The following is a 15573-nucleotide window of genomic DNA, read 5'->3' as shown; positions in this document are numbered from 1 at the left end:
GAACCCTGGGCCGGGCAGGTCGCGACAACAGCGCTTGGCGTGCGCGAAGACACCGGCGCACTCAGCGTGACGTCTTCGCCGACGTTGAAGACTTGTTCAAGCTCCAGCGCCGAGCCGCTCCAAAAACTTTCGGCCCAGGCGTCGAAGGTGTTCAGGCAATCGCGAAAATCACGGAAAACGCTTTCGACGTCTGGTGCCGTGGCGTCCATTGGTGTCAGCACCAGCTTGGCAATGACCGGAATCATGAAACAGCCCCGTAACCGGGGGCTTTAGCCAGCAAATCCATCTGCAGTCCCTCGCACTGTGTGATCAGGCGAAGGACTTTGCAGAGGTCGGAGTAGGAGGGGAGTAGAGGTTATCCGGCAGCGTTGTGGGATGTTTCAGTAGAGCGTGCCTCCCGGACTACGGTCCACAACGGGTCGCGCTGAAGTTTCGTTCCATACATAGGACGATCAACACTGTTTTCACCGTCTAGCGCGCAATTGCTATCGGTTTTAAGGTGTATGCACTTTGGAGGTACATCATGAAAAAGCTTATCGGTCTTTACACCAGCCCTCGCGGCCATTGGGTCGGCGATGGCTTCCCGGTGCGCACGCTATTTTCCTACGACAACTTGGGCAAGCACATCAGCCCGTTCTTGCTGCTGGACCACGCGGGCCCGGCCGATTTCACGCCGACCGATCAGCGGCGCGGCGTCGGTCAGCACCCTCATCGCGGTTTTGAAACCGTGACCATCGTGTACGACGGCGAAGTCGAACACCGTGACTCCACCGGCGCCGGTGGCAAAATCGGCCCTGGCGATGTGCAGTGGATGACGGCGGCCAAGGGCATTCTTCACGAGGAATTCCACTCCGATGCCTTCGCCCGCAGCGGCGGGGCGCTGGAGATGGTGCAACTGTGGGTCAACCTGCCGGCCAGGGCCAAAATGGCCGACGCCGGTTACCAGACCATCGTCGACGGCGACATTCCCGTGCTGCCGCTGGCCAACGATGCCGGCAAGCTGCGCCTGATCGCCGGTGAGTTCGCCGGTACTCAAGGCCCTGCGCGCACCTTCACGCCCATCGACGTGTGGGACCTGCGCCTGAATGCCGGCAAGGCCGTCACCCTGGACCTGCACGCGGGGCGCAATACCGCGCTGGTGATCCTGCGCGGTACGGTGCGGATCAATGGCGAAGAAGTGGCGCGTCAAGGGCAACTGGCGCTGTTCGAGCGTGAGGGCCAGCAGCTTTCACTGGCCTCGGACGATGACGCCATGGTGCTGCTGCTCAGCGGTGAGCCGATTGACGAGCCCATCGTCGGGCACGGGCCATTCGTGATGAACACCGAGCAGGAGATTCATCAGGCGTTTGCCGATTTCCAGGCCGGTAAATTCGGCCAGATGCATGGGAGGTAGCGCAGCCACATAGAAGGCAACCACATCCCTGTGGCGAGCGGGCTTGCCCCGCGTTGGGGTGCGAAGCGCCCCCAATCCACCAAAACGCGGTGTACCTGATACGGCTCAGCGCCTGGTATTGGGGCTGCTGCGCAGCCCAGCGCAGGACAAGCCTGCTCGCCACAGGGGATCTGCGCTTAGCTGAACGGCATTGGGGCAAGCCCGCTCGCCACAGGTTTGGCGCAGCGTTCTACATTTTTTGCAGCGCTATACCCGCCATCTTCATTTCATGCGATCTTCCCGTCATTGCCACTGGAGTCGCCTGGATGCCCTCATTTATCGCCGATCACCCGATGCTGTGCGCACTGGTCCTGATCCTGATCGACATCGCCGTGTGGCGTCTGATTTCCGCCGACCTGGCCAATTGGAAGCTGGCGGCGCGGGTGGTTATTTTCGCGGTGTTCAGCGCCGTGCTGTTCAACGATGGCATGAATCCGATGCTGGTGGCGCCCTATGCCGACGACACCGCGCTGCACATGGCCGCCACTGCTTTGCAGATCGGCTGGTGGCTGTTCGCGGCGCGCACGCTCACGGTGCTGCTCGGCGCATTGATGATGCAGCGGGTCGGGCACACGGGGCGGTTGTTGCAGGACTTGATGGGCGCGGTGATTTTCCTGATCGCGATCATTGCCGCCATGGCCTATGTGCTCGACTTGCCGGTCAAGGGCGTGCTGGCCACGTCCGGCGCGGTGGCGATCATTGTCGGCCTGGCGCTTCAGAGCACCTTGAGCGATGTGTTTTCCGGGATCGTGCTCAATACCACCAAGCCCTATCAACTCGATGACTGGATTTCCATCGACGGCACCGAAGGCCGTGTCACCGATATCGACTGGCGCGCCACACGGTTGCAGACTTCCCAAGGCAGCCTGGCGGTGATTCCCAACTCGCTGGCGGCCAAGGCCAAGATCATCAACTTCTCGCGTCCGGCGGACATGTTCGGCCTGACGGTCAGCCTTCAGGTCAGTCCCCATGCGCGCCCGCAAACCGTGATCGATGCGCTGGAGCGCGCCATGCAGGGGTGTCGACCATTACTGGCCAGGCCCGCGCCGAGCGTGGCGTTCAAGGCTTCTGCCAGTGGCGGCGTGGAGTATGAAATCAGCGGGTTCGTGCCGGCCATGACCCTCAAGCGCGAAGTGCGCAACCAGCTTTACGACCTGGCGTTCCGGCATTTGCAGGCGGCGGGCGTGGGCCTGCTATCGTCGACCGAGAGCAGCGCGCCGGCCGAGATGTCCGGTGCGCGTGCGTTGCTGGAGCGTTCGTCGATTTTTTCCACGCTGCGCCAGGAAGAGAAAGAAACCTTCAGCCAGAACATGACCCTGCACACCTACCGCGCCGGCGAGATGATCCTGCCGGCGGGGAAGGTCAGCGATCATTTGTTTATCGTCGAGTCCGGCGTTGTGTCGGTGATGCTCACCAAGGCCGGGCATACCTTCGAAGCCGGACGCATGGGGCCGGGAGAGGTGATCGGCGAGGCGGGGATTCTGTCCGATCAGGCGGCGCTGGCGGACTTTACCGCCAAGACGTTTTGCACCCTGTACCGCATCGAAAACGAATACCTCAAACCGTGCCTGGATGCGCGTCACGACATCGGCGAAGCCATGAAGGCGCTGCTGGATTTTCGTTTGCACGCCGCGCAGGTGCTGACCGAGGACGCGCCGGTGGTGCCGGTGAAGAAGGGCTTCTTGCAGTGGTTGCGTAAACGCGGCCTGTAACGGCGCTGTCGCGAACCGACAGCGCCATTGTGCTGCATCAAAGCGTCAGGTAGACCGGGCTGGCGGTGGACAGCGAGACCTTGACCCCGTGCGCGGTATCGCTGACCAGCGCTTCCTGGCGGTCTTCACTGAGGGCTTGCAGCGTGACCGCGACCACTTCGGCCGGCGTGCTTTTTGGCGCCTGTACATCAGCCACCATGTCGGTGTCGATGTAGGCCGGGTGAACGCCGATCACCAGCGTGTTCTGCCCACGCAGCTCGCCGCGCAGGCCGTTGGTGAGGCCCCACTGCGCGGATTTTGAGCTGCTGTAGCCGCCGGAGCCGGGCGGGCTCAGCCAGCTCAGGACCGACAGGATATTGATCAGGGCGCCGCCGCCTTGCCTGGCCAGGATCGGCGCAAACGCGCGGCTCATGCGCAGCGTGCCGAGGGTGTTTACCTCAAAGTGCTGTTGCAGGTTGTCGACGCTGTCTTCAGCGAGTAAGGAACCGTACTTCAAGACGCCCGCATTATTGATCAGCACACTGACGTCGCCGCATTGCTCGGCGGCGCGCTGCACGCTGGCTGGGTCGGTAATGTCCAGCGCAATCGGCGTGCTGCCCGGAATATCGACACTGCCCGCGTCCCGCGCGCCGGCGTATACCTTGGCCGCGCCTGCCGCCAGCAGCGCACTGACGAATGCCTTGCCCAGGCCACGATTGGCCCCGGTCACCAGTACCACTTTTCCACGAATATCCATGAGATGCTCCACGCGACAGTTAGGTTTAATAATGAAACCGTTTTTATCCTGTGGGTTTGGGTCCTATAATGCAACCATATTTTTCACGAAGGCGGAGGGATACGATGAAACGCAAATGCCTGGAAGGGAACGGCTGCCCGGTGGCGCGCGCGCTCGATGTGGTGGGCGACTGGTGGACGTTGCTGATCATTCGCGATGCATTCGCCGGTGTCACGCGCTTCGGCGATTTCCAGAAACACCTGGGCGTGGCGAAAAATATCCTCGCCACGCGCCTCAAGGACATGGTCGAACAAGGGCTGTTGGAAACCCGCGACGTCGGCGCGCGCAGCGACTATCAACTCACGGACAAAGGCCGCGCGCTGATGCCGGTGCTGGTCACGTTGGCCCAATGGGGGGAGGCGCATACCGAGCCCGCAGACGTCGGTACGCAGTTACTGGATGCACGTCTGCTCAAGCCGTTGCGCAAGGTCGAGATCGTGTCGGAGGACGGCCGGGTGATGGGGCTTGGGGATATTGTCACCCAGGCCCCGTAGGCCTTTTTTCAACGAGGGTTCAGCGCACCAGGCACGGGCGCTTGTTATCGAAGCTCCAGCCGGGGATCAGGAACTGCATGGCCACGCTGTCATTGCGCGCACCCAGGCCCATGCCTTGGTAGAGTTCGTGGGCATGGGCCACGGCGTCCATGTCGATCTCCACTCCCAGGCCCGGCTTGGTCGGCACCTTGATGTGGCCGTCAACAATCTGCAACGGCGCCTTGGTCAGACGCTGGCCATCCTGCCAGATCCAGTGGGTATCGATCGCGGTGATGTCGCCCGGCGCCGCCGCCGCCACCTGGGTAAACATCGCCAGGGAAATATCAAAGTGGTTGTTGGAGTGCGAGCCCCAGGTGAGGCCCCACTCGTGGCACATCTGCGCCACGCGCACCGAGCCCTGCATGGTCCAGAAGTGCGGGTCGGCCAAGGGAATGTCCACCGATTGCAGCTGGATGGCATGGCCCATTTCGCGCCAGTCGGTGGCGATCATGTTGGTGGCGGTCGGCAGGCCGGTGGCGCGGCGGAATTCGGCCATGACTTCGCGGCCTGAATAGCCGTTTTCCGCACCGCAAGGGTCTTCGGCGTAGGCCAGCACGTGATGCTGGTCGCGGCACAGGGCGATGGCTTCCTTGAGCGACCAGGCGCCATTCGGGTCCAGGGTGATGCGCGCATCGGGGAAGCGTTCGGCCAGTGCGGTCACCGCTTCGATTTCCTCTGCGCCGCGCAGTACACCGCCCTTGAGCTTGAAGTCGTTGAACCCGTATTTGGCCTTGGCGGCTTCGGCCAGGCGCACGATGGCGTCCGGGGTCATGGCCTGCTCGTGACGCAGGCGGAACCAGTCGTCGGCGTCGGCTTCGCTGCGGTAGGCGAGGTCGGTGCGGTTGCGGTCGCCGATATAGAACAGGTAGCCGAGCATCTTAACTGCGTCGCGCTGCTGGCCTTCGCCGAGCAGGGCGGCCACCGGCACATCGAGGAACTGGCCGAGCAGGTCGAGCAGCGCAGCTTCCATAGCGGTCACGGCATGGATGGTGATGCGCAGGTCGAATGTCTGCAGGCCGCGTCCGCCGCTGTCGCGGGCGGCAAAGGTGCGGCGCATGGCATTGAGGATGCTCTGGTATTGGCCGATGGGTTTGCCGATCACCAGGCTGCGTGCCTCTTCCAGGGTCTCGCGGATACGCTCGCCGCCCGGCACTTCACCTACGCCGATATGCCCGGCGCTGTCCTGCAGGATCACGATGTTGCGCGTAAAGAACGGCCCGTGGGCGCCGCTGAGGTTGAGCAGCATGCTGTCGTGGCCGGCCACCGGGATCACTTGCAGGCTGGTGACCACCGGGGCGTTGCTGGCGTGGTGCTGATGTTCTGTGTTCATGAAGAGACGTTCCTTATTTGCTCAGGGCAGGGGCAGGGTGCAGCACGCTGGCGGTGTGGGCGCCGGGACGGGTCTTGGCGAAAAACACCAGGATGGCCGCGAGGATCGACGTCCCGGCCAGCCCGTACAGGCCGCCCTGGATCGACCCGGTGGTCTGTTCCAGAAAGCCGAAGGTGGTGGGCGCGACAAACCCGCCGAGGTTGCCGATTGAGTTGATCAACGCAATCACCGCCGCCGCGATGCGCGCATCCAGGTAGCCCTGGGGAATCGGCCAGAACAGCGACGACGCCGACTTGAAGCCGATGGCCGCAAAGCAGATGGCGATGAAGGCAAAAACCGGCCCGCCGGTGGTGGAAAAGAACATGCCCGCGGCGGCAATCAACAGCGCCGTGGCCACCCAGGCTTGCTGGTGCTTGTACCTGCCGGCCAGCGCCGCGAACGAGTACATCGCGATGATCGAGATCAGCCACGGAATCGAGTTGTAGAAACCCACCTGGATGTCGCTCAGGTCGCCCATCTTCTTGATGATGCTCGGCAGCCAGAAGGTGGCGGCGTAGATGGTCAGCTGGATGCAGAAATACAAGGCGCAGAACAGCATGATCTGACGGTCCTTGAGCAGGGTGCCCAGGCTTGGCTTGACCGTGTTGACGGCGTCGCGCTCGCGTTGCTCACGGTCGATCTCGCCCACCAGCGCGTCCTGTTCCTCGCGGCTGAGCCATTTGGCATCGTGGGGTTTGGAATCGAGCCAGAACCACACGAAAAAGCACAGCAGCACCGAGGCCATGCCCTCGATGATGTACATCCACTGCCAGCCGTGCAGGCCCAGGCCTGTGATCTGTAACAGCACGCCGGACAGCGGGCCGGAGATCAGCGAGGCCAGCGCCGAGCCGCTGAGAAAGATCGCAATCGCCTTGCCGCGCTCCACCCCGGGCAGCCAGCGGGTGAAGTAATAGATGACCCCTGGAAAGAACCCGGCCTCGGCCACCCCCAGCAGAAAGCGCAGGATGTAGAAGTGGGTTTCGTTCTGGATGAAGGCCATCAAGGTGGCGGTGATGCCCCAGGTGAACATGATGCGGGTCAGCCAGATACGCGCACCGACCTTTTGCAGCAGCAGGTTGGAAGGTACTTCGAACAGCGCATAGCCAATGAAGAACAGGCCGGCACCCAGGCCATAGGCGGCCGCGCCGATGCCCAGGTCGTGTTCCATATGGGTGCGCACGAAGCCGATATTGACGCGGTCGATGTAATTGACGATGAACATGATCACGAAGAGTGGGAGCACATGGCTCTTTACTTTCCTGATCGCACGGGCCAGCACGGGGTCGTGGGCAGGCGCAGCTGTGGCAGGGCTGGAAGGGGTCACGAGGTAGAACTCCCACTGATTATTGTTGTGCGGGTTGGGTTCAGCGTCGTCGGACATGTCTGACGACTTGCCAGACATCATACAACTGAGATTTTTAACGTGGCAACCCTATCTCCAGACCTGTGATGACCCCTGTGGGAGCTGGCTTGCCTGCGATAGCTTCACATTGCTATACCTGATGCACCGCAGTGTCTGCATCGCAGGCAAGCCAGCTCCCACAATGAATTCATGCAATCCGGGAAAATTTGTTTGTTGTCATACAAGTTGTCTCCCAAGCGGGATGCTAGTATTGCGCGGTCTTTTCAATGGACCCGCCCATGCTCAACGACCCCCCACGCAAGCGCTCCCAGGGCCTGGCCCATGACATCGTCAGCGACCTGACCCAGCGGATTCTGCTGGGGCAGATGGCGCCTGGTGAGAAGCTGCCGTCCGAGTCCGCCATCGTCGGCGAGTACGGCGTCAGTCGCACGGTGGTACGCGAGGCGCTGTCGAAATTGCAGGCGGCGGGGCTGGTGGAAACCCGGCATGGCGTCGGTACGTTTGTACTGGCGCGCGACTCGCGCCAAGGCCTGCACCTGACCCACGACACCGCTGTGAGTGTGCGCGGCATCCTTGAACTGCGCATGGGCCTGGAAACCCAGGCCGCCGCCCTGGCTGCGCTGCGCCGCACCGATGCGCAGTTGCAGCAGATGCGCGAGGCGCTTGATGATTATCAGGATTCGCTGGGCAGCCACGACAGCAGTGTCGAGCCCGATGTGCGCTTTCATCAGTTGATTGCCCAGGCCACGGGCAATACCTATTTCACCGACGTGATTCAGCACTTGGGCAATTCAGTGATTCCGCGTTCGCGCATCAACGCTCAGGAGCGGGGTGATGTGGATCTGGTGCAGTTGGGCCGGTTGGCCAACCTGGAACATGAGGCCGTCCTCAAGGCTATCCGCCGCCAGGATCCGGATGCGGCGCGTGCGGCCATGTTGCTGCATTTGAGCAATAGTCTGGAGCGTATGACCGGCGAGTAATGTTGACGGGGCGCACCAGTTCAAGAGCATGTGTTCAACAGGGGCATTTTCTTCAATACGTCAGCCGTTGTGCGCCTTACCGTGAGCCCATCTGCACCTCGCTCACAAAAGGAATCGCAATGAGCCTGATCATTTCCATGGCTGCCTTCGCCCTGGCTACCTCCATCACCCCGGGCCCTGTGAACGTGGTCGCCCTCAGCTCCGGCGCGCGCTTTGGCTTTGCCGCCAGCCAGAAGCATGTGCTTGGGGCGGCCACCGGTTTTACCGTGCTGCTGGTGCTGATCGGCCTGGGGCTGCATGAGGTGCTGGTGCGCTGGCCACTGCTGACTCAGGTGATCCAATGGGGCGGGGTGGCGTTCCTGCTGTATATGGCGTGGAAACTCGCGGCGGATGACGGCCGGCTCGACGCCGATGGCCGCGCCAGCGCACCCTCGATGCTCTATGGTGCGGTGATGCAATGGCTCAACCCAAAAGCCTGGCTCGCTTGCGTCGCAGGCATGGGGTTATTCGTGGCGGACGGCGATGCAGCGCAAGTGTGGCTGTTTGCGGCGATCTATCTGGTGATCTGCTATCTGTCGGTGGCGTGCTGGGCGTATGCCGGCACCTTTTTGCGACGCTACCTGGCCAATCCCCGTGGTGTGCGCCTGTTCAACCGCGCAATGGCCGCGTTGCTGGTGGCCAGTGTGGGTTATTTGCTGACGACTTGAGCACGTCGCGATACTGCCCTGGCGTGGCCGCGAAATGCTGTTTGAACGCGCGCTGGAAATGCGCCTGATCGGCAAAACCTGCAGCCAGTGCCACGTCGGCGATCAACTCGCCATTGCGCAATTGGCTGCGGGCAAACTGGATGCGCTGGTTCACCAGGAACGCATGGGGCGTCAACCCGTAATGCTGCCTGAACGCACGGATCAGGTACGACGGCGACAGCTCGGCCGCGAGGCAAATGTCCTCCAGTTTCAAGGTTTCGGTGCAGTGCGCGCGGATGAAATCGGCGGCGCGTTCCAGTTTGTAGTTGGCCTCGCGCAGCGGCGCCGGCGAAGGGTTCAGGCGCTGTTGCAGCTCGGTGAAGTAGCTGACCAGTGCGCTCTGTTTGTGCAGGAGTTCGGCCTGTTCGTCCACCAGCAAACTGTAGAGTGCGAGCAGATCGCGGTAGAGCACGGTGTCGCGTGAATGCGGTGTGCTGAAAGGGCGATAACCCCGACCCGGGCTGAAGCCCAATTGATACTGCAGGTCGGTCAACCACGGCGTATCGAGGTAGAGCATGTGGTAGGACCACGGTGAGTTGTCGATGGGGTTGCAGGCATGCACGTCACCGGGGTTCATCAACACCACGGTGCCGGCGCTGATCTCGAAGGTCTGTGCCCCATAGTGGTAATAGCTGCGCCCGGTGATGATCGCGCCGATGGAAAAATGTTCGTGGGCGTGGCGGGTGTACGTGACCTTGCGCCCGTCGGCGATGCTCCGCGCCTCGATGAATGGCAAGCGCGCATCACGCCAGAAGCGCGGCGCTTGTGCAGGGGTAACTGAGGCAGTGAGCGACATGGCGGCGGCTCCATCCGTTGGGCGGTCGCGACGGATCATTGCATACACGGAGTCAGAAAACCCGCTGATGCGGGTTTTCCACCTGCTTTAAATCACATCGATTCGATTTTCAAGGGTCAGTCAACCGGGCCATGATTCAACACGCCGGCCTGAATCAGCGCGACGCGAATGTCTGGTTCAACCTGATTCACGTTGTTCAGATGGGAAGGGCTGTAGGTGCCGTCGGCGCGGTCCGGGCGAAACTTCAGTTGCATTCCCATCAAAGCGTTTGCAGGAGACGCCGCCCGCTCTGTGCTGGATTGGGTCACGCTGATTCGTGGTTTGCGAATGTGGTGGGCCTTCGCAACAGAAAAAAAGATGTCCATCGCCGCGCACAGGTCTTTGGGTTCTATCACCACTTGAACCGATAGCCGATCTGGCATGCCGGGCTTGGCGGGAGCGCGTAGTTCGCCCGCCATCGACTGATAATGGGTGGACGTCGGTAGCGGCGGTGTTTTGGCCATGCTGAATAATCCTTATGAAGTTGAGTGACGACTGTCACTTCAAATTGTGAGGAATATGCAGGAGGTGGGGTCGCTATCTATTTATCGACAGCTCGAGAAGGGGGGAGGGCCGATACTCCCGCCTTCAGCGTGCATTTGAGCGGTAACTTTCAGCCCGACAGGTCAATGCATCTTGCTATGGTCCATGTGCTCCATGCCATTGAGTGCGCGCACCGGAGCCTGTACCTGGATCACTTGTTTCTCGCCCTTGGCCGTTTCCACCGTGATGGTCAGCGGCACCTGGCTACCTTCCTCGATCTGGCCGGTAAGGCCCATCAGCATCACGTGGTAACCGTTGGGGTCGAGTTTGACCGCCTTGCCTGCCGGCAGCGCCACCGAATCCACCGGGCCCATGCGCATCACGTCATCCTTCATGCTCATTTCATGGATCTGCACGTCCTTGGCCACGGGGGTTGCCACGCTCACCAGCTTGCTGTCGCTGTCCGCCGTGAGGGTCATGAACGCCCCGCTGGAGGGCTGGCCGTGCACGGTGGCACGCACCCATGCATCGGTCACCTGCACCTGGGCACTGGCGTGGGCGGCGAGGCCGAGCAGGGCCAGGCCGGCAGTCAGGCGTTTGAGGTGTTGAACGGCAGTCATTAGCAGACCTCCATGACGGTGAGCAGGTCTTCTGCGCACTCTTTAGCGGTAAGGGACGCCTGCAGCCCAAGGCGCAGGTTGCCACGGGTATCGAAAACAAAGCTGGTGGCCGTGTGGGAGAGGGTGTAGGTGTCGCCGGCGGGGATCTTTTCATAAAAGATCCCGAACTCCTTGGCCGCCACGGCGATTTCTTCCGGGGTACCGTACAGCGCTTCGAAGCTGGGATCGAAGGCCTTGACGTATCGGTCGAGAATTTCCGGCGTGTCGCGTTCCGGGTCAAGGGTGATGAAGATCACCTGCATGATTTCGCCGTCGCGGCCCATCAGCTTCTTGGCCTGGGCAGCGCGGGCCAGAGTGGTCGGGCACACGGCGGGGCATTGGGTGAAGCCGAAGAACACCACGGGCATCAGGCCACGGTAGGAGCTGAGGGTGACGGTCTCACCCTCGGTGTTCTTGAGCTTGAAGGTACGGCCCATGATCTTGTCACTCAGATCCTTGCCGTACTTGAAGTTCAGCCTGGGGCTACTGTCACAGCCGCTGAGCAGGCCCAGGCCCAGCAGGCCCATTCCGGTCAACACGGTGCGGCGGGTGAATAACGTACTCATCAACGGTGCATCCTGTGTAACGCCCACCTTGCGCCGAATGGACACATCAGGCTTCGAGCAGCAGGCATTGAAAGAACAAGCGTGGAGGACGCCCAGTCTATCAACCCTGGCCAGCCGGCGTAATCTGCGACGTTCTGCCACAGGTGCAGCATGCGCGCGTGACTTTTTCGATGTCAGCGGTACGGGCGCGCCCATAAGGCCGCGCCTGCGCGGTGTGTTCCGTGCGAAAAAAATGTTGCCGCGCAGGCTCGGGCTGCGCGTCGTGCGGCAACATCTGGAACCATTTTGCCTGCTCAATCAGCCGGCCGAGGTTTCTCGTCGTCAGGCGATTGCGAACTGTCGGAGGGTTTGGGCTTGATGGTCTGTGTGGCGTGGGGCTTCTGTGTTTTTTTGCCGGTGGGTTTTTTCTTGTCGTTGTCGGAGCGACTGCCATGCCCGGAGCCCGGTGGCAGCGCAGAACCGCCGTTCAGCGGGGTCGCTGCGGGCCCGACGTCATCGCCAAACGCGGCGTGTGCCGGGGTTGCCAGGACAGCCGACAAAGCCATGACAAGTAACAGGTTACGGGACGTGATGGTCTTCATGACGTAATCCCCTCGATCCATTGACTAAAACCCACACCCGGCAAATGCCGGGCCTGGATCGTATCTCAATCAGAATGAAAACAATGCTGTCGCCTGATTGGGAACGCCTGTAACAGAGCGTAGTGGGAAACCGCTCGAGTTCAAGCGACAGATAGGCCTCAGGCCGCCATCGCCTTGGCGGCCATGGTTTTTTTGTACGCCGCTTTCATCGCTTCCATCTCGGCGCCCAGCTCTTCGAGCAGCGCTTTGCCCAGCAGCTTTTTAGCCTGGGGGAACATCTCGCTTTCCTCTTCCTCGATGTGATGCTCCAACAGCTCCTTGACCACTTTCACACGTCCGGAAAACTCGGTGGTGGAGGGCTCGGTCTGCTTGAGATCAGGCAGCACCAATGCGTCGACGGTGCGGTGCTCTTCCTTGGCTTCGTGGTACATGATGTCCTGCTCTTTACCGCCGGCTTTTCTGAAGGCCGGGTAGAGAATTTCTTCCTCCAGCTTTGTGTGCAGGCTGATTTCCATCTCCAGCTTGGCCAGCAACTCGGTGCGCTTTTTTACGCCGCGCTCGGTGGACTCGCTCAATTGGGTCAACAGGGCTTTGACGCGTTCGTGGTCGGCTTTGAGAAGGTCAATGGCGTTCATGGTCGAACCTCACGGATAACGTTCGGGCGCGTCGAAGTGCGCGCCTCGTCCGTAGGTAGGTTGCATCAGCCGTACCACCTTGTTAAAAAAATAAAACCTATATAAATCAATAAACTATTTAGCCGTCGAAACGGCGCGGTCGTGCACCTTGCATGGTTGCATGTCGGGGGGATTGCACAACGCCTGCACGGTTAGCGCCTTGTGCGCATGCCGCGCACGCAGGCGTAAACGCCGTGCGCAAGAATTCAATGGAACCCTTGAGCGTTCTGCTTGACCTAATGCATAGACCTCAGGAGGTGAACCATGCAATTGGAATATATCTGGATCATATTGGCGGTGATTCTGCTGCTCGCAGAATTATGGGCAATCAATGTGGTGCTGCGCAGCACGGGCGGCTGGGAGACGAAAGGGCTGTGGCTGATCATCCTGATCTTTGTGCCGCTGCTCGGGCTGATCGCATGGGCCATGTTCGGCCCCAAGCGCGAGATGGCAGATCAGCGAAAAAGTTGAAGTGCAGAGGATTGAATAAAACAGGCGCCGAAGGGCGCCTGTTTTCGTTCCTGCGGGCAGTCAGCCGGCGAGCGCCTTGGCAATTGCCTCGTTGAACGCCGGCAGGTCATCCGGCGTGCGAGAGGTGATCAAGGTCCAGCCATTGGCTTTGCATTCCTTGACCTCGGCGTCGACCCAGCCGGCAGCGCCGGCGTTTTCCAGGTCGATGCGTACGCTCTTGTACGAGGTCAAGGTTTTGCCTTCGATCACGCCAGCATCGATCAAGGTCCATGGACCGTGACAGATCGCCGCAATGGTTTTGCCGGCCTTGGTGAAGTCGTTGATCAGGCGCAGCGCTGCTGCATCCTGGCGCAGGGTGTCGGCATTGACGGTGCCGCCGGGGATGACCAGCGCGTCGAAGTCGCCGCTGACCACATCCGACAGCTGCACATCGGACTCCACGGTCTGGTCCTTCTCGGTGTCGCCGACAAAGGTCTGCGTGGTGCCGCCCTTGCTGGAGCCGTGAGTGACGGTGGCGCCGTAACCGCGCAGGGCCTGCAGTGGCTTGAGCAGTTCGTCACGTTCGATGCCGGTGTTGGAGGTGATGACAAGGATCTTCTTGCCGCTGAGTTGCGCACTCATGATCAGGTGTCTCCTTGAGTCGGGTTATGGATTAGTGGGCGTGCTTGTCTTGCAGCTTCTTGGCCATTTTCAGGTGGGCTTCAAGGGTCGGCAGGGTCTTGGTGGCGAAGGCTTTCAGCTCGGCGTTGTCCGAAGAGGCGGCTTCTTTCTTGAACAGTTCGACGGTTTTTTCATGGGCGAGCACCTGGTTGTTGGCGTAGGCCTTGTCGAACGATTCATCGCGCATTTCCAGGATGGCTTTCTTGGCCTTGTCGGTCAGCGCCGCGTCATCCGGTACTTCGATGTCGAGCTTTTTCGCCAGGGCCATCAATTCCTGATTGGCCTTGGTGTGGTCGGTGACCATGTGCTGGGCAAAGGTTTTCACATCAGCCGAGCTGCTTTTTTCCAGGGCCAGTTTGCCGGCCTCGACTTCGGTGATGCCGCCTTCGGCAGCATTGTCCACAAAGTTGTTTGATGTGGCGGCCATTGCGGCGGATATCGAGCCTGCGACCAGCACGAAGGTCAGGCCCATTTGTTTCATCAGCAGAGTAGTCATGGTGGATCTCCTTGAGTGTGGTGTGATGCCGTTGCCTGTTTGTTGAACCGGCACCAGGGCAAAAGGTTTAAATTTTTTTTACACCCGTTTTCCCAGCGGTCAGCTTTGGCAATTTTCTTGAACCATCGAATGTCGAAGGGCTCTGCTGCATAAGCACCCGCCGATTTGGCGGCCTTCAACTGCCAGGAAACCTCACCATGACCGACCACACCACCGCCGATAAAACCCCGGAACCGATCAGTTCTGAAGACGCGCAAAACGGCACGGCCGGCCCGGCCAAGGGGCAAACCCTGGAGCGTCCGAACGCCAATACCGAAACCGTTGACAAAGTGCTGACGCCTACCGAGATCAAGGACCTGGAACGCCAGACCGACGCGATCGATGAACAGCTCGCCAAGCGTCACTGATGAGATGGCACCGCTGTTCGTAGGCTGTGCAGGTTGGAGTTTGCCCCGTGAACACTGGCCGGCGTTTGCCGAAGAAGGCAGCCACTTGCAGCGCTATGCATCGCGTTTCAATGCAGTGGAGATCAACACCTCGTTTTATCGACCGCACCTGCCCAAAACCTATGAGCGCTGGGCGCAATCGGTGCCGTCGGCGTTTCGCTTTTCGGTGAAGGTGCCCAGGCGCATCACCCATGAGTTGCGCTTGCGGCACTGTGAAGCGGCGCTCGATGAGTTCCTCGCGCAATGCCTGCACCTGGGCGAGAGGCTCGGCTGCCTGCTGGTGCAGCTTCCGCCTTCGCTGAACCATGAGCCCGACGTGGCTGGTGCTTTTTTTGAGGCGCTGCGCCAGCGCTTTCCCGGCGATGTGGTGCTGGAGCCGCGTCATGCCAGTTGGGTGACGGCCGGGACGTTGTTGCAGGGGTACCGGATCGGCTGGGTGACCGCTGACCCGGTAGTCATCGATGCTGTCGACGCCTGGCAGGGCGTGCGCTATTGGCGCCTGCATGGCTCGCCCCAGATCTATCACAGTGCCTATGGCCCCGAACGGGTTGCGCTCCATGCGCAAGCGTTGCGCCAATCCACTGCCTCCGGCGTGCCCACCTGGTGCATCTTCGACAACACCGCCAGCGGCCATGCGGTGGCCGATGCACTGTGTCTGCTGGAAAAAAAACCGTAAAAATATAAAAAGAGTTGTCCACGAAAACCGTGGGTATCTCTGTGGATAACTTTGCGAAGGCCCGGCAGGCTTTGCGATTTAAGCCCAGGTCATTATTTGATCAACTTCAGGCGCGG

General features: G+C 60.8%; 20 protein-coding genes. 8 read left to right on the top strand and 12 right to left on the bottom strand.

Translation table 11 applies throughout. From position 1 onward, the window contains the following. Positions 1–245 (bottom strand): hypothetical protein (locus tag TU75_RS23295; RefSeq protein ID WP_156422794.1); only part of this gene is annotated, 245 nt, incomplete at its 3' end. A gap of 278 nt (positions 246–523) precedes the next feature. Between TU75_RS23295 and TU75_RS23290 the strand changes: the two genes are divergently transcribed. Next, positions 524–1393: a pirin family protein gene (locus tag TU75_RS23290; protein WP_060550268.1), complete on the top strand. Its 870-nt coding sequence runs from the start codon at positions 524–526 to the stop codon at positions 1391–1393. Positions 1394–1698: 305 nt separating this feature from the next. Next, a complete protein-coding gene (locus tag TU75_RS23285; protein WP_060550267.1) occupies positions 1699–3144 on the top strand; it encodes a mechanosensitive ion channel domain-containing protein in 1446 nt (481 codons plus the stop codon). Between the two features lie 37 nt (positions 3145–3181). On the opposite strand, the gene TU75_RS23280 is transcribed toward TU75_RS23285, so the two are convergent. Continuing rightward, on the bottom strand, positions 3182–3880 hold the full coding sequence (locus TU75_RS23280; RefSeq protein WP_060550266.1) for an SDR family oxidoreductase: 699 nt from the start codon (positions 3878–3880) through the stop codon (positions 3182–3184). A 104-nt stretch (positions 3881–3984) separates the two neighbouring features. On the opposite strand from TU75_RS23280, the gene TU75_RS23275 reads away from it, so the two are divergent. After that, on the top strand, positions 3985–4413 hold the full coding sequence (locus TU75_RS23275) for a winged helix-turn-helix transcriptional regulator (protein ID WP_015371883.1): 429 nt from the start codon (positions 3985–3987) through the stop codon (positions 4411–4413). 19 nt (positions 4414–4432) lie between these two features. On the opposite strand, the gene gudD is transcribed toward TU75_RS23275, so the two are convergent. Both gudD and TU75_RS23265 read right to left on the bottom strand, forming a co-directional pair. Continuing rightward, on the bottom strand, positions 4433–5782 hold the full coding sequence (gudD, locus tag TU75_RS23270) for a glucarate dehydratase (RefSeq protein WP_003239323.1): 1350 nt from the start codon (positions 5780–5782) through the stop codon (positions 4433–4435). Positions 5783–5795: 13 nt separating this feature from the next. Beyond that, a complete protein-coding gene (locus TU75_RS23265; RefSeq protein ID WP_231981986.1) occupies positions 5796–7202 on the bottom strand; it encodes an MFS transporter in 1407 nt (468 codons plus the stop codon). 260 nt (positions 7203–7462) lie between these two features. On the opposite strand from TU75_RS23265, the gene TU75_RS23260 reads away from it, so the two are divergent. Together TU75_RS23260 and TU75_RS23255 are read left to right on the top strand one after the other, a co-directional pair. Continuing rightward, positions 7463–8164: a FadR/GntR family transcriptional regulator gene (locus TU75_RS23260; RefSeq protein ID WP_003239326.1), complete on the top strand. Its 702-nt coding sequence runs from the start codon at positions 7463–7465 to the stop codon at positions 8162–8164. Between the two features lie 119 nt (positions 8165–8283). Beyond that, complete coding sequence (locus tag TU75_RS23255) at positions 8284–8871, top strand: LysE family translocator (RefSeq protein WP_060550265.1); 588 nt, start codon at positions 8284–8286, stop codon at positions 8869–8871. On the opposite strand, the gene TU75_RS23250 is transcribed toward TU75_RS23255, so the two are convergent. From TU75_RS23250 to TU75_RS23225, 6 genes are all read right to left on the bottom strand, one after another. Next, positions 8813–9706 (bottom strand): helix-turn-helix transcriptional regulator, encoded by an 894-nt coding sequence (locus TU75_RS23250; protein ID WP_060550264.1) that lies wholly within the window; start codon positions 9704–9706, stop codon positions 8813–8815. The genes TU75_RS23255 and TU75_RS23250 overlap by 59 nt on opposite strands. Before the next feature lie 116 nt (positions 9707–9822). Further along, positions 9823–10209: a hypothetical protein gene (locus TU75_RS23245; RefSeq protein WP_060550263.1), complete on the bottom strand. Its 387-nt coding sequence runs from the start codon at positions 10207–10209 to the stop codon at positions 9823–9825. 162 nt (positions 10210–10371) lie between these two features. Then, positions 10372–10848 (bottom strand): copper chaperone PCu(A)C, encoded by a 477-nt coding sequence (locus TU75_RS23240; RefSeq protein ID WP_015371888.1) that lies wholly within the window; start codon positions 10846–10848, stop codon positions 10372–10374. Next, positions 10848–11453, bottom strand: coding sequence for an SCO family protein (locus tag TU75_RS23235; protein WP_003239336.1), 606 nt, complete (start codon positions 11451–11453; stop codon positions 10848–10850). Before TU75_RS23235 ends, TU75_RS23240 begins: the two co-directional genes overlap by 1 nt. A 293-nt stretch (positions 11454–11746) precedes the next feature. After that, the gene (locus TU75_RS23230) at positions 11747–12034 is read right to left on the bottom strand and encodes a hypothetical protein (RefSeq protein ID WP_060550262.1); all 288 of its coding nucleotides are present in this window, start codon (positions 12032–12034) and stop codon (positions 11747–11749) included. 158 nt (positions 12035–12192) lie between these two features. Next, the gene (locus TU75_RS23225; protein ID WP_003239339.1) at positions 12193–12669 is read right to left on the bottom strand and encodes a PA2171 family ribosome-binding persister protein; all 477 of its coding nucleotides are present in this window, start codon (positions 12667–12669) and stop codon (positions 12193–12195) included. Between the two features lie 303 nt (positions 12670–12972). Here TU75_RS23225 and TU75_RS23220 point away from each other — a divergent pair, with 303 nt between their 5' ends. Beyond that, the gene (locus TU75_RS23220) at positions 12973–13179 is read left to right on the top strand and encodes a PLDc N-terminal domain-containing protein (RefSeq protein ID WP_003239340.1); all 207 of its coding nucleotides are present in this window, start codon (positions 12973–12975) and stop codon (positions 13177–13179) included. A 60-nt stretch (positions 13180–13239) separates the two neighbouring features. Here the strand turns inward: TU75_RS23220 and TU75_RS23215 are convergent, their stop codons facing one another. After that, entirely contained in the window at positions 13240–13800 is a 561-nt protein-coding gene (locus TU75_RS23215) for a type 1 glutamine amidotransferase domain-containing protein (protein ID WP_060550261.1), read from the bottom strand. Positions 13801–13831: 31 nt separating this feature from the next. Further along, positions 13832–14335 carry a DUF4142 domain-containing protein gene (locus tag TU75_RS23210; RefSeq protein WP_060550260.1) on the bottom strand — a complete coding sequence of 168 codons (504 nt, stop codon included), beginning with the start codon at positions 14333–14335 and terminating at the stop codon, positions 13832–13834. Positions 14336–14532: 197 nt separating this feature from the next. Here TU75_RS23210 and TU75_RS23205 point away from each other — a divergent pair, with 197 nt between their 5' ends. Then, on the top strand, positions 14533–14742 hold the full coding sequence (locus tag TU75_RS23205; protein WP_060550259.1) for a hypothetical protein: 210 nt from the start codon (positions 14533–14535) through the stop codon (positions 14740–14742). Then, complete coding sequence (locus tag TU75_RS23200; RefSeq protein ID WP_082630541.1) at positions 14717–15457, top strand: DUF72 domain-containing protein; 741 nt, start codon at positions 14717–14719, stop codon at positions 15455–15457. Before TU75_RS23205 ends, TU75_RS23200 begins: the two co-directional genes overlap by 26 nt. Positions 15458–15573 lie beyond the last annotated feature (116 nt).

Origin of the sequence: Pseudomonas poae, from assembly GCF_001439785.1 — a bacterium.
GTDB lineage: Bacteria > Pseudomonadota > Gammaproteobacteria > Pseudomonadales > Pseudomonadaceae > Aquipseudomonas > Aquipseudomonas poae.
Note: the sequence above shows the minus strand (reverse complement) of the source record. Positions and strands in the feature narration are given on the sequence as shown.